This window comes from Myceligenerans salitolerans (assembly GCF_017349295.1).
GTDB lineage: Bacteria > Actinomycetota > Actinomycetes > Actinomycetales > Cellulomonadaceae > Myceligenerans > Myceligenerans salitolerans.
The window spans coordinates 135,029-148,303 of record NZ_JAFMPK010000048.1; the positions used below are offsets into that span (position 1 = coordinate 135,029).

A 13,275-nucleotide genomic window follows, 5' to 3' on the forward strand; every position below is an offset into this window, starting at 1 on the left:
GATGAAGCACCTCACGAAGGAGTGACAGCATGACCGCAACCCCCACCGGCGAGATCCGCAAGGGCCTGGCCGGCGTCATCGCCGACCAGAGCGGGATCTCCAAGGTCAACCCCGAGACCAACTCGCTGCTCTACCGCGGGTATCCCGTCCAGGATCTCGCCGCCCGCGTGAGCTTCGAGGAGGTCGCGTACCTGCTCTGGCACGGCGAGCTGCCCACGTCGGCCCAGCTCGACGAGCAGACGAAGGCCGAGCGTGCTGCGCGTGCCCTTCCGGAGAACGTCAAGGCGGCGATCCTGGAGCTGCCCACCGAGTGCCACCCGATGGACGTCTGCCGCACCGCGGTGTCGCTGCTCGGGGCGCACGACCCGCAGGCCGAGGACTCCTCGGTCGACGCGGAGCTCGGCAAGGCGCTGCGGCTGTGGGCGGTCATGCCGTCGGTCGTGGCGCTGGACCAGCGCCGGCGGCGGGGACAGGAGATCGTGCCGCCACGTGAGGACCTGGGCTACTCGGCGAACTTCCTGTGGATGACGTTCGGCGAGGAGGCCGACCCCGCCGTCGTCAAGGCGTTCGAGGCGTCGATGGTGCTCTACGCGGAGCACTCGTTCAACGCCTCGACGTTCACGGCTCGCGTCATCACCTCCACGCTGGCGGACCTGCACTCCGCCGTCACGGGTGCGATCGGCGCGCTCAAGGGACCGCTGCACGGTGGCGCGAACGAGGCCGTGCAGGAGACGTTCGAGGAGATCGGCACGGCCGACAGGGCCGTCGCATGGCTCGACGACGCCCTCGCGTCCAAGCGCAAGATCATGGGCTTCGGCCACCGCGTTTACAAGAAGGGCGACTCGCGGGTGCCCACCATGCGCGCTGTGCTCGGCGACATGGTGGAGCACTACGGGAAGCACGAGGTGCTCGACCTGTACGACGCGCTCGAGCAGGCGATGGGCGAGCGCAAGGGCATCAAGCCCAACCTCGACTACCCTGCCGGGCCCGCCTACCACCTGATGGGTTTCGACACGAACATCTTCACGCCCCTGTTCGTGGCGTCGCGCATCACCGGCTGGACCGCGCACATCATGGAACAGCGGGCCTCGAACGCCCTGATCCGTCCGGTCTGCGAGTACAACGGACCGGACGAGCGCCAGGTCCCCTGATCCCCCGTGTGCCGCGCCACGCCGCCGTGAACCCGCCTCCATCGACGGTTTTCGCGGATCGTGCGGCACACTGGGTACTGGAACAACACACGGACTTCAGGACGTCGCGCCGGTGACACCGGGCGCGGGCACCTGGTCCCCGACAAGTGAGGACATCACTGGTGGACGACGAGGTCGTACTCTCAGCACCCCTGTTCGCGGACATGGAGAGCGGTGAGTCGCGCGCGCTCTTCGAGTCGATGGTCCCGGTGGACCTGGTCCGTGGCGACGTTCTCTTCCGGGAAGGCGAGCCCGGAGACCGGCTCTACGTCATCGCCTCGGGCAAGATCAAGCTCGGCCGTCGCTCCGCCGACGGGCGCGAGAACCTGCTGTCGATCCTGGGCCCGGGCGAGATGTTCGGTGAGCTGTCGCTCTTCGACCCGGGTCCGCGCACGGCATCGGCGTCGTCGGTCTCCGACGCGCTGGTCTACGAGCTTCGCCACGATGCGCTCGTGAAGTGGATCGGCGAGCACCCGACCGTCTCCATGCAGCTGCTCGGCGCGCTCGCGCGCCGCCTGCGCCGCACCAACGAGACACTTGCGGACCTCGTCTTCTCCGACGTGCCCGGCCGCGTCGCCAAGGCGCTGCTCGACCTCTCGACCCGCTTCGGCGAGCCGAACGACGACGGCGTACGGGTGGCCCACGACCTCACGCAGGAGGAGCTCGCCCAGCTGGTCGGCGCCTCACGCGAGACGGTCAACAAGGCCCTGGCCGACTTCGCGACCCGCGGGTGGGTCCGGCGCGAGGGGCGCGCCGTGGTGCTGCTGGACATGGACCGGCTGGAACGGCGGGCGCGCTGAGGCTCTCCACCTGATCACATCGCGATGGCCCGGACCTGAACGGTCCGGGCCATCGGCGTCCGTGGGGTCGGTGCGCCGATGATGCGAATCGATCACACGAATGCCGTTCGACAGCTACCGAAGGGTCGCGATCGCGAACAACAGGAGAGCGGCGATCTCGATGCCTCCCAGGAACAGGAGGCCGGCCGCACCGTCTTCCTTTGCGCCCACCGATCGGCGTGCCCGGTACGCCCACAGGAGCACGATCCAGGCGAGGAGAAAGGGCACACCGATCACGGCGACGTCTCGTCCGGTCAGTGGCGCGCCGAGTCCGTCGTGTGTGAGTGGCCGCAGGTGGCCGAAGTACCAGATCCACGGACCGACCAGGTAGGCAACGATGCCGATGGCACAGGCCGAGACGTAGAGCCCGATGTGACGACGGCCGGAAGGTGCGGTCGTGGTCATGTCAGCCGTCTCCCGGTATGCATTCCGTGCTCGGCTGCTCGTCGCTGAGTGCAAGCGCGCATGAGATCGCTCTTGCGTATGCGTCTGCTCCAGCGTCATTCGGATGCACGGCTGAGCGTCCGCACTATCGTTCTCGATCGAGTAGTAGATGGCATCGATGCACCTCCCTATGGTGGCATCCATGCACTTGGGGCAGGATTGCCCATCAGGATAAATCGGACTAAATCATAATCGCGAATAACTGATGAGTCCAAGTCTTCCTATCGACCGGAAGTTGCCAGGGACAGTAGGCGCTGGAACGGCGGGCTAACTCACCTTGGCCGTGAGGGTCAGGAGGGTGGCCTCCGGGCGGCACGCGAAGCGGATCTGCCAGTACGGCGACGTGCCTGCGCCGGCAGAGACGTGGAGCCACGTGGAGTCGTCGCCATCCGGCTCGTCCGGGCGCGGGCCTGGCCAGCCGTGCAGGCCGGAGGCCCGGCCGCGGTCCAGGTCGCAGTTCGTGACCAGGGCGCCGACGCCGGGGAGGCAGAGCTGGCCGCCGTGGGTGTGGCCGGCGAACACCATGTCGACACCGTCGGCCCGGAGCTGGTTCAGCACACGCTGGTACGGGGCGTGGACGACGCCGAAGCGCAGGAGCGGGTCCTGCGCGTCACCAGCGAAGTCCACGCGACTGGCCACGTCCTCGGCCGGCTTCGCACCGGGGAGGGAGCGCGCGGCCGCAGTCCCGGTGCCGGTCGCCGTGCGCGGCTCCGGCATGACGTCGCGGTCCAGGTGCGGGTCGTCCATGCCGACCAGGTCGAGCACCCGGCCGTCACGGAGCGTGATCGCGTCGCGGCGGTTCGTCAGGTCCGCCCAGCCGGCCTCGCGGAATGCCTTCGCCAGGGACTCGGTGGGAAGCGGTACGAGGTCGTCACGATGGTCGCGCGCGTCCGGCAGAAGGTATCGGGCGGGATTCTTGAACGTGGGCGCGAAGTAGTCGTTCGAGCCCATCACGAAAGCGCCGGGTACTTCCATGAGCGGCCCGAGCACGTCCAGCAGCGGGCTGAGCGCACGCAGGTGCCCGAAGTTGTCGCCCGTGTTGATGACGACGTCGGGCGCGAGGCCCGCGAGCGACCGGACCCAGTCCTGCTTGGTGTGCTGTGAGGGCGTCAGATGCAGATCGCTGATATGCAGTACCCGGACCGGCCGCTGTCCGGGCGCCAGGACGGGAACCGTGAACCGGCGCACCGTGAACAGCTTCGACTCCAGGTGAGCGTAGGCGAGGCCGGCGGCTGCGGCCCCGCCGACGGTCGCGAGCGCCGTCAGCGCTGTGCGTACGGCCATGGGTCAGTCGTTCCCCTCGGCTCCGCCACCGTTGCCGTTGCCGTTGCCGCCACCGTTTCCGTTCCCGCCGCCGTTGTTCCCACCGCCGTTGTCACCGCCGGAGTCACCGCCACCGCCCTCCGAGTCACCGTCGCCGGAATCGTCGTCATCGTCGCCCGGCGGCTGAGACTGGGTGGGCGCCTTGCCGATCAGGTTCGGATCCGCGCTGGGGAACTGCTCGATCGGCATGTCCTTCATCGCCTCGGTGGTGTAGATGTCCCATGCGGGGAGTGCGACGGAGCTTCCGTACAGCCACGGGTAGGGCTGGCCGGGCTTCTCGAGGTTGTACTTGCCGCCGTTCACGAGGATGTTCTGGTGCACGTCGTTCCCCTTGGCCTGGCCGACCCACACGGACGTGGACAGGTTCGGCGTGTAGCCCGTGAACCAGCTCTGGTAGCCCGACTGCGTGGTTCCCGTCTTACCGGCAACCGGACGAGTCGCGGCGAACCTGTCCTTGACGGTCCAGCCCGTGCCCCAGGGGCTCCCGGTGAACACCTTGGTCATCGCGTAGGCCACGGTGTTCGCGACGTTCGATTCGAGGGTCTGCTTGCAGCCCGCCGACGGCACGTCGAGCTCCTCACCACCGCGGGTCTCGGCCGAGAGGATCGCGATCGGCTTGCAGTACGTCCCGCCCGTGGCGAACGTCGAGTAGGCGGAAGCCATGTAGAGCGGCGTGGTGGGCTGCGTCCCGAGGGTCATGGACGGCAGGACCTCGATGTCCTTTGCCTTCGCCTCGCCCTTGATCGGGCCCCCACCGTCGATGCTGGCGTGCAGCGACGGGCGGAAGCCGGCGTCGTAGGCGGACTTGCGAATGCCGCAGAGGTTCATCTGCTGGGACATCCGTGCGTAGACCGTGTTGACCGACTGGTAGGTGCCCTGTGACACGGTCATCGAGCTGCTCGACGCATCCTCGGCGTTACGCACCCGCCAGTCGGCACCGGCCAGTGACGCACCTTCACAGCCCGCCGAGAAGGATCCCTGCGGCAACGTGACAGTCGTCGCCGGGAGCACATCGTTCAGGCGGTGGCCGGAGCGAAGCCACTCCGTGAGCACGAAGGGCTTGAAGTTGGATCCGGGCTGGAAGCCTGTCGATCCACCATGCAGGTAGTCGGCCGAGAAGTTCAGGGCCGTGTGCAACGGTTCCGGTTCGTCGGACGCGTCGTACGGCTTGTTCTGCGCCATGCTGAGGATCTTGCCCGTGCCGGGCTCCACTGACGTGATCGCCGCGTCCAGGCCGCTCGGATCACTGGTCGGCACGACCTCGTTGACCGTCTCCTGCGCCGCCTTCTGCTTCTTCATGTCGAGCGTCGTCACGATGTCGAGCCCACCCTGGTAGAGCAGGTTGTACCGATCCTCGCGGGTCTCCCCGAACTCCTCGCTCAGCAGGAACTCCTTGATCACGTAGTCGCAGAAGAACGCCGACCCCGCGGGCGCCTCCTCGCAACCGAGCTGGAGCTTGCGCGGTTTGAGCGTGTCCTCGATCGGAGTGTCCTTCGCCTCCCGGTACTCGTCGTCGGAGATGTACCCGAGCCCCCACATCTTGTTCAGCACGAGGTTCCGGCGTTCCTCGTTGGTCTCGGGGTTCTCCAGCGGGTCGAACCGGCTCGGCTCCTTGGTGATGCCGGCGATCGTCGCCGCCTCCACGACGTTCAGGTCTGCCGCGTTCTTGCTGAAGTAGCGCTGTGCGGCGACCTGGACCCCGTAGATGCTCACCCCGAACTGGGCGACGTTCAGGTAGCCGGCGAGGATCTCGTTCTTCGTCATCTTCTTCTCGATCGCGATCGAGAGCTTGGCCTCGCGGATCTTCCGCTGGATCGAGTCCTCCCGGGCGTCGAGGATGCCGAACGGGTCGTCGTCCTTGAGCGCCTCCTCGATCAAGGAGTTCTTCACGTACTGCTGCGTGAGCGTGGACGCGCCCTGCTGTGCGGCGCCCGAGGCGTTGCTGACCGCCGCACGGGCGATGCCCTGCGGGTCGACGCCGTTGTGCTCGTAGAAGCGCTCGTCCTCGATGGCGATCGCGGCGTGCTGCATGTGCTTCGAGATCTTCTTCAGCGGCACCACGATGCGGTTCTGCTCGTAGACGGAGGCCAGCAGGGTCTTGCCGTCGCTCGCGAAGATTCGCGACTGCTCGGACAGTGGCGTCAGCTCGAGCTCGTCCGGCACCTCGTCGAACAGGCGGACACCGGCGTCGACGGTGGTGTCCGTCCCCGCGGCCAGGGGGATGAGCATCCCGGCGCCGATGAGGCCGCCCGCGCCGGCGGTCAGGACGAAGGCGAGGAGGAGTGCGATCAGCTGCGTGGCGGGAATCTTGCGGGTGATCCGCCGCTGCTCTGAGCTCAGGGGGTGGGCCGACGACATGCGGTCCAGGGTAGTAGGAAAGCCTGTGATGACACGCGGTACGGGGGCCGCGCGGTGTGCGGGTCGTGTGTACGGTGCCCCTGCCGACGCCGGGCTACGATCGGCCCCATGGCTACCACGTGGGAGTACTCGACGATCCCCCTCCTGATCCACAACACCAAGGCGGTCCTCGACCAGTGGGGCTCCGACGGCTGGGAACTCGTCCAGGTCGTGCCCGGCCCGGACGGCACCGGGCTCGTCGCCTACCTCAAGCGCCCGGCGGGCGAGCAGTGAGCGCGGAGCAACGGCTCGCCGATCTCGGGATCGAACTGCCCGACGTCGTCCCGCCGGTCGCGTCGTACGTCCCGGCCGTGCGCTCGGGACAGTACGTGTACACCTCGGGTCAGCTGCCCATGGCCGAGGGCGCCCTCCGGGCGACCGGCAAGGTCGGCGACGGTGACGACCTCGTCGACCCCGCACGGGCCAAGGACCTGGCGCGGACCTGTGCACTGAACGCGCTGGCCGCCGTCCGGTCGCTCACGGGCAGTCTCGACACGGTCACGCGCGTCGTGAAGGTGGTCGGCTTCGTCGCGAGCGATCCGTCGTTCACCGGGCAGCCCGGCGTGATCAACGGCGCCAGCGACGTCCTGGGAGAGGTCTTCGGGGAACCGCACGCACGCTCCGCCGTCGGCGTCGCCGTTCTGCCTCTGGACGCACCGGTCGAGGTCGAGATCGTCGTCGAACTCGCCTGACGAGGCGTCCGGTGCGCCCACGACGAGCTGCGACGCACCGGCAGAGCGCTCCTGCGTGGTCCTCGCCGGCGTGCAGGGTACGTGACTCGGCTCACCGCTATTTCGGTTTCGTGCCCGGGCCTCGTGTCGGCTATGCTGAGCAGGCTTCCGCAGCCCAAGGGTTGTGGCAGGCGATCCGGGGTGTGGCGCAGCTTGGTAGCGCGCCTCGTTCGGGACGAGGAGGTCGCAGGTTCAAATCCTGTCACCCCGACCCACCGAAAGGCTCCTTGGCCAGCGGCAACGCATGGCCAGGGAGCCTTTTCGCGTTGCCTGCACGGGCAACGCGGGGAAACCGCCCGCCCCGCGTTCCCACGCACACCGTGAGAGCCTGGACGCATTCCTGCCCCGCGACCCCGGAGGCCCGTGATGGAACCGATCGTCCTGGTCGGAGGCGGACTGGCCAGCGCCCGTGCGGCCGAGACACTCCGCGCCGAGGGATACGACGGCGATGTCGTCGTCGTCACCGCCGAGGCGCACCACCCGTACGAGCGTCCGCCGCTGAGCAAGGACTTCCTTCGGGCGGAATCCGACCGCGACGTCGTGTTCCCGCTGGCGGACGACTGGTACGACAACCACGGCGTCGAGGTCCGCGCGGCCACGCTCGCCGTGGGACTCGACGCCGCCGACCACGTCCTCACGTTCGCCGACGGCCGCACCCTCCGCTACTCGCAGTGCCTGCTCGCCACGGGTTCCTCACCCCGCCCCCTGAACGTGCCCGGCACGGACCTGTCGGGCGTCCACTACCTGCGGACGCTCGACGACGCGGACCGCCTCTCCCGGGTGATCCTCGACTGCTCGCTCGAGGGCGCGGGGCGGGTCGCCGTCGTCGGTGACGGGTGGATCGGGCTCGAGGTGGCGGCGTCGGCCCGCACACTGGGCCTCGACGTGACCGTGCTCGGCCGGAACAGCGCACCGCTCGCCCCGGTGCTCGGCGCCGAGATGGCCCAACTCTTCGCGGACGTGCATGCGGAGCACGGCACTCGCCTGGTCCGGGACACCTCCGTGGCACGCCTGGTCGGCTCCGAGTCCCGGGTCGTCGGGGTGGAGCTGGACGACGAGACCGAGGTCGACGCCGACATCGTGGTCATCGGCATCGGTGCGACGCCGAACGTCGGGCTCGCCGAGGTCGCCGGCCTCGATCTGCGGCCCGGCACCCAGGGCGGTGGGATCGCCGTCGACGGGACGCTCCGCACCTCCCACCAGGACGTCTTTGCCGCCGGCGACGTCGCCAGCGTTCCGTCGCCGCATTTCGGCCGCCCCCTTCGCGTCGAACACTGGGCAGCCGCCAACGACGGCGGGGTCCACGCCGCCCGAGCGATGCTCGGCGCGGACGCACCGTACGACAAGCTCCCGTTCTTCTTCTCCGACCAGTACGACCTGGGCATGGAGTACACCGGCTGGGTGGACGCCGACAGGGGGTACGCCGTCGTCGTGGCCGGATCGGTCCGCAAGCGCGAGCTCGTCGCGTTCTGGGTCCGCGACGACCGGGTCGTGGCCGGTATGGCCGTGAACGTGTGGGACCAGGTGGATCGGATCAAGGACCTGATCGTCGGCGGGCACGATGTCCCGCGCGGCGAACTGGAGGACTTCGTCGGATCATGACGCACAGGCGACCTTTCGCCCACGGCGTAATGTCTGGCACTATTCGGATCCATGAATCCGAGTGGCAGGCGAACCGTGACCCTCGTCTGTGCGCTGGCCGCGCTCTACGTGCTCGCCGCCGCGATGGCGGGCTTCGCATGACCTGTCCGGCGACGGGCCGCGGGCACGCCACCGCCGGGCACGCCACCGCCGGGCACGCCACCGCCGGGCACCACCCCGGAACGGAGACCGACGTGACCGACCACATACCGAGCAGCGCTGGACGCGAGAGCGTCCCCGGGCTACGTTCTTCGGTGTGAACATCCGTTGGTATTGGCGCTTTACGTCGGCTCCTGGTGGAGCCCGGCGCGTTCGCGCCTGACCACATCCACCCGGAGCCACCAGGGCCTAGGACACCGACCGTGTCCGGGCCCTTCGTCATTCCAGACGGGCCGCTCCGGATCACGAGGCGGTGGCGGCACCCGCCTGGACACAGCATCTGTCCACGCACAGCCGAGCCCCACCGATCTCCAGGAGCATCGATCCGATGAACACGCCGACCACTCGCCCGGAACTCGACCCGTCGTCCGACCCGTCGCCCGACAAGGCGTCGGCCCCACCCGCCGAGTTGCAGGCCCGCACCTCCGACCTGCGTGTCCGTGCCCTTGATCCGTTGCCGGCTCCGCGTGAGGTGCTGGCGCAGATGCCGTTGGGTACCCGGCGCGGTGATCTGGTGGCCACGTCACGGCGGGAGGTGCGCGACGTCCTGACCGGAGAGGACGACCGCCTCCTTGCGATCGTGGGGCCGTGCAGCGTGCATGACCCGGTCGCGGCGTTGGAGTACGCGGATCGGTTGTCCGCGACGGCGCGAGAACTGGCGGATGATCTGGTGGTGGTGATGCGGGTGTACTTCGAGAAGCCGCGCACCACGGTGGGGTGGAAGGGGCTGATCAACGATCCGCACCTGGACGGCAGTCACGACGTGCAGCACGGGTTGCGGCTGGCGCGGCAGGTGTTGCTCGGGGTGCTGGACGCGGGTGTGCCGGCGGCGTGCGAGTTCCTGGAGCCGACCAGTCCGCAGTACATCGCTGATGCGGTCACGTGGGGTGCGATCGGGGCGCGGAACGCGGAGTCGCAGGTGCACCGGCAGCTGGCGTCGGGGTTGTCCATGCCCGTGGGGTTCAAGAACGCGACCGACGGGGACGTGCAGATCGCCGTGGACGGGTGTGTCACCGCCGCGAACGAGCACACCTTCTTCGGCGCGGACTCCGAGGGCCGGGCGGCGGCGGTCGAGACGGCCGGCAACCCGGACTGTCACGTGATCCTGCGCGGCGGGCGCGGCGGGCCGAACTACCGGCCGAAGGACGTGGCCGCCGCACTGGCTGTGGCACGCGCCTCGGGTCTCGGCGGTGCGGTCGAGACGGGGCTGGTCGTGGACGCCAGCCACGGCAACTCCGGCAAGGACCACGTCCGCCAGGCCGAGGTCGTGCGCGAGATCGCCGCGCGCCTCGCGGCGGGCGAACCGGGCATCACCGGTCTGATGCTGGAGTCGTTCCTCGAGGCCGGCGCCCAGAAGCCCGGGCCACTGGAGACCCTGGACTACGGGAAGTCCGTCACCGACAAGTGCATGGACTGGAGCACCACTCAGAGCCTGCTCCACACCCTCGCCGAAGCGGTCCGCGAGCGCCGCGAGTGACCCTTGAGGCAGCAGCCGGCCGCTGCGCGGTCGGCTGCTCGCCTACGGGGTGTATCGCACCCAGAACCACTGGACTCGGGTGAAGAGTTCGTCCTGCCCTTCTGGGTCAAGCGGGTAGTACGAATCGTGCAGCCAGCCGTATGAGCCGGTGTGGGCTCCGGTACGAGTATCGTCAGGGCCCACGCCAAACGCGTTCGTCGCAGCCTCCCGCGAGACCGCGCGGCGAACCACCGTGTCGGCTGCTGAATCCGCACAGGTGGCCGCTGCTTGGAACGGCAACCCGAACGATTCCGTCGCCAGGGCCCGGTGCACCGCGACATGGTCCGGATGCGGATACGAGAAGCAGCCGCCGTGCTCATTCGCGAAAGCTCCGACGGCACCGGCTTCGGGCATCGCCGGGTCGATCCCAAATGCTTCGGGATGGCGTCGGACGGTTCGAAGAGCCCAGCCCACCTCGTCCGCCGTGAGGTCCCCATCACCCAGGTCGAAGAACACCACATTGCCACGATCCTGCCGATCTTCCCATACCTTGGCGGACCGGGCGCCCTCGCATTGTCCGGAGCGGTCCGGTGAACTCACCCGGCACGTGACGCCGTCCTTGTCAGGAAAAGGTCCGACCGTCCGGGGCGCCTCAAAATCCCCCGGGATCGTGGGATCCTGGGAAGACATGTGCTGCATATAGCGGAGCAGAGCATCGACGCGAGCCGTTCGGCACTCCTGCGTCCATCTTCCCGTCGGTCTGACCGAGGGCTTCGGCTCGAGATCCGGCTGCCAGCCCTTCTCGAACGCGCGGCCACAGAAGCTGGTCTGTTCGCCGCGCGTCAACACGAGGAAGACCGGGAAAGTTTTCGGATCATCCTCGACGAGCGACCAGAACTCGAACTCGTCGTCGGGGTGCGGCACCAAGGAGTACAGGACCCGCTGGGCAGCCACATCCGTAGCGGCGGAGACCCTGACCGCACCGACGCAGGCGAGTGCGACCACGCTGAGGAAAACAATCCAGCCGAGGAGGCGGGCGCTGCGACGACTGGGCGTCCTGCCAGGAACTGCCGGAACGGTCATGGGCGCAGATACACCCTCTTTCGGTGAAGAACAACCGCCAAGGCCGTCCACCCGGCCACGAGGAGAAGAGACAGCGTCGCTTGCGGCTCACGGCCGAGCACCGGCCATATCCGGTCGATCAGAGAAGGTGCTCCGCCGAATTCCCGCACCAGCAAGCTCATCAGAATGTGCGAGCCGAAGTAGACCAGCAAGCTGTTGCGTCCGAGTGCGAGCAGCGGGTATGTACTCCCTTGTAGTAGTCGACCGGTGTTCATGCGGTCCAGGAGAAGGTACCAACCCAGCAGCACGATGATCGTGCCCGCCGCTACCATCAGAGCGAACGGCGCGGTCCATAGACGCTTCATCACCAAGGTGGGCGTCCCTGTGGCCCATGCCGGAACCTGGATCGCGAGCCAGGCCGTGACCGCCCAGGCCGCCGCGACGCAGAGCAACGGAACCACGGAGGCGGCGACTGATTGCCGTGTCCCATCGGCTCGCGCCCGCACCGCGAGAAGCAGATGTGCAGCCGTCGCGCCGGCCGACGCCGATACGAGGGCGCCCAGCACGGCAACCGCTCCTTCAGGGTCATGTCCCCAGAGCCCTTGTCGGTACATGTGTGCCGTACCGAACAACGCCTGGTCGATCGCGCCGGAGGGATTGCACGCGGGTGTGAGCAGGCCGCCGGGGCAGGTCACCGCTGTCGCGGCTAGTACAACGGTATGCGCCGTGGCCAGAATGAGGGTGACGGCCGCCCATCCCATCCACGACCTGGTCAAGAGATGCAGCAGGCCCAGCACTACGACGACCGCCGCATAGAGCTGGAGGACCCCGGGAATACGCCACGAGGCGGGGTCGAACATCCACTGCGTCACGGCGTTGTACAGCAGCCCCACGGCGAAAAGGACAGCAGCACGCCGAGCGAGCGCACCCGGAGCAACTCGCCGATGCAAGGCGAAGCCGAGCCCCATGCCAGTGATCGTCACGAACACGGGGAAGATCAGATCCATGCCGCGGACACCGGCCCAGCGCGCGTGGTCGTACCATTCCGGAACGTGAACCATGCTGTTCGAGACAACGCTCGCCACGAGCATCGTTCCCCGCAGGGCGTCAAGGCTCACGAGACGCCGTCGGGAACTTGACACGCGACGAGATCCTACACGCCGGATGCGACGCCCCGGGAGCGGCCTATCCCGCCCTGTACGACTCCACGAAGTTGCGCAGGATCCGCATCGGGTGTGTCACCTCGACCGCACGGGACCGTTCGGTGACGGCCTCGGCCTCGTCGGCCGGGAAGTAGCCGTAGCTCTTGTACACGCGGATGCGCAGCTCGATGCCGGGGAAGTCCAGTTCCGGGTGGAACTGTGTCGCGTACAGGTTCTGCTTCACCCGGAACATCTGGACGGGGCAGCCGGCGGAGGATGCCAGGAGGACTGCGTCATCGGGCAGCTTGCGCACTGCCTCCTTGTGTCCCACGTATGCCGCGAACGACTCCGGCATCCCGGCGAGCAGCGGGTCGTCGGCCGCGGCGGGTTGCAGCTCGACGGTGACCGGGCCGGGTGGCTCGCCGTAGGTCCGGTCGATCTCGGCGCCGCGGTGCGCGCCGAGGGTCCCGATGCCGTAGCAGGCCCCGAAGAACGGGAAGTCCCGCTCGACGGCCTCGTCGAGCAGGGCGAAGATCTCGGACTCGACGCGCCGCTGGACGGGGGTCTTCAGAACGGGAGCGTCCGAGAAGTTGAACGGGCCTCCCCCGGTGATGATGCCGGAGTAGTCGTCGAGATCCACGTCGCCCAGTGGTCCGGACTCCATCCTGACGCGGCGCAGTTGTTCCGGGGCAAGGCCGCCGTGGTCCAGGAATGCCTGGTACTCGGCGTCGGCGGCCTCGTCCTCGGCGCGCGTCGCCAGGAGCAGGAACGGCTTCATGTCGGAAGCCTAGAAGGTCGTGGAGGCCCGCGCCGCCATGACTGCGAAGCGGGACCACGCGTTCGCGTCGGCGCGTGATCCCGCCAACGCCCCCCGCCCGGTTCCGGCGCCGG

Annotated in this window: 12 protein-coding genes and 1 tRNA gene; 7 read left to right on the forward strand and 6 right to left on the reverse strand. The window is 68.4% G+C overall.

The window, feature by feature from the left end; translation table 11 throughout:
* Positions 1-29 precede the first annotated feature (29 nt).
* Positions 30-1,151 (forward strand): bifunctional 2-methylcitrate synthase/citrate synthase, encoded by a 1,122-nt coding sequence (locus J0911_RS18580; RefSeq protein ID WP_207276982.1) that lies wholly within the window; start codon positions 30-32, stop codon positions 1,149-1,151.
* Between the two features lie 161 nt (positions 1,152-1,312).
* A complete protein-coding gene (locus tag J0911_RS18585; protein ID WP_307816059.1) occupies positions 1,313-1,990 on the forward strand; it encodes a Crp/Fnr family transcriptional regulator in 678 nt (225 codons plus the stop codon).
* A gap of 114 nt (positions 1,991-2,104) precedes the next feature.
* On the opposite strand, the gene J0911_RS18590 is transcribed toward J0911_RS18585, so the two are convergent.
* The 3 genes from J0911_RS18590 to J0911_RS18600 all read right to left on the reverse strand — a co-directional run bounded on the left by J0911_RS18590 (position 2,105) and on the right by J0911_RS18600 (position 6,154).
* Positions 2,105-2,434: a hypothetical protein gene (locus J0911_RS18590; RefSeq protein ID WP_207276983.1), complete on the reverse strand. Its 330-nt coding sequence runs from the start codon at positions 2,432-2,434 to the stop codon at positions 2,105-2,107.
* Positions 2,435-2,740: 306 nt separating this feature from the next.
* A complete protein-coding gene (locus tag J0911_RS18595) occupies positions 2,741-3,757 on the reverse strand; it encodes a metallophosphoesterase (RefSeq protein WP_207276984.1) in 1,017 nt (338 codons plus the stop codon).
* A gap of 3 nt (positions 3,758-3,760) precedes the next feature.
* Positions 3,761-6,154, reverse strand: a complete 2,394-nt coding sequence (locus J0911_RS18600) for a transglycosylase domain-containing protein (RefSeq protein ID WP_207276985.1) — start codon at positions 6,152-6,154, stop codon at positions 3,761-3,763.
* Between the two features lie 108 nt (positions 6,155-6,262).
* Here J0911_RS18600 and sp36 point away from each other — a divergent pair, with 108 nt between their 5' ends.
* The 5 genes from sp36 (at position 6,263) to J0911_RS18625 (ending at position 10,201) form a co-directional block, all read left to right on the forward strand.
* Positions 6,263-6,427 carry a Sp36 family protein gene (gene sp36 / locus J0911_RS18605; protein WP_207276986.1) on the forward strand — a complete coding sequence of 55 codons (165 nt, stop codon included), beginning with the start codon at positions 6,263-6,265 and terminating at the stop codon, positions 6,425-6,427.
* Positions 6,424-6,885, forward strand: coding sequence for a RidA family protein (locus J0911_RS18610; protein WP_207276987.1), 462 nt, complete (start codon positions 6,424-6,426; stop codon positions 6,883-6,885). Before sp36 ends, J0911_RS18610 begins: the two co-directional genes overlap by 4 nt.
* A 176-nt stretch (positions 6,886-7,061) precedes the next feature.
* A tRNA-Pro gene (locus tag J0911_RS18615) sits at positions 7,062-7,135 on the forward strand.
* Between the two features lie 155 nt (positions 7,136-7,290).
* Positions 7,291-8,526, forward strand: a complete 1,236-nt coding sequence (locus tag J0911_RS18620) for an NAD(P)/FAD-dependent oxidoreductase (protein WP_207276988.1) — start codon at positions 7,291-7,293, stop codon at positions 8,524-8,526.
* Positions 8,527-9,052: 526 nt separating this feature from the next.
* A complete protein-coding gene (locus tag J0911_RS18625) occupies positions 9,053-10,201 on the forward strand; it encodes a 3-deoxy-7-phosphoheptulonate synthase (protein ID WP_207276989.1) in 1,149 nt (382 codons plus the stop codon).
* 42 nt (positions 10,202-10,243) lie between these two features.
* On the opposite strand, the gene J0911_RS18630 is transcribed toward J0911_RS18625, so the two are convergent.
* The 3 genes from J0911_RS18630 to J0911_RS18640 all read right to left on the reverse strand — a co-directional run bounded on the left by J0911_RS18630 (position 10,244) and on the right by J0911_RS18640 (position 13,162).
* Positions 10,244-11,263 carry a hypothetical protein gene (locus J0911_RS18630; RefSeq protein ID WP_207276990.1) on the reverse strand — a complete coding sequence of 340 codons (1,020 nt, stop codon included), beginning with the start codon at positions 11,261-11,263 and terminating at the stop codon, positions 10,244-10,246.
* Complete coding sequence (locus J0911_RS18635; protein WP_207276991.1) at positions 11,260-12,360, reverse strand: heparan-alpha-glucosaminide N-acetyltransferase domain-containing protein; 1,101 nt, start codon at positions 12,358-12,360, stop codon at positions 11,260-11,262. The genes J0911_RS18630 and J0911_RS18635 overlap by 4 nt, the downstream gene beginning before the upstream one ends.
* 67 nt (positions 12,361-12,427) lie before the next feature.
* Positions 12,428-13,162, reverse strand: a complete 735-nt coding sequence (locus J0911_RS18640) for a glutamine amidotransferase (RefSeq protein WP_207276992.1) — start codon at positions 13,160-13,162, stop codon at positions 12,428-12,430.
* Positions 13,163-13,275 lie beyond the last annotated feature (113 nt).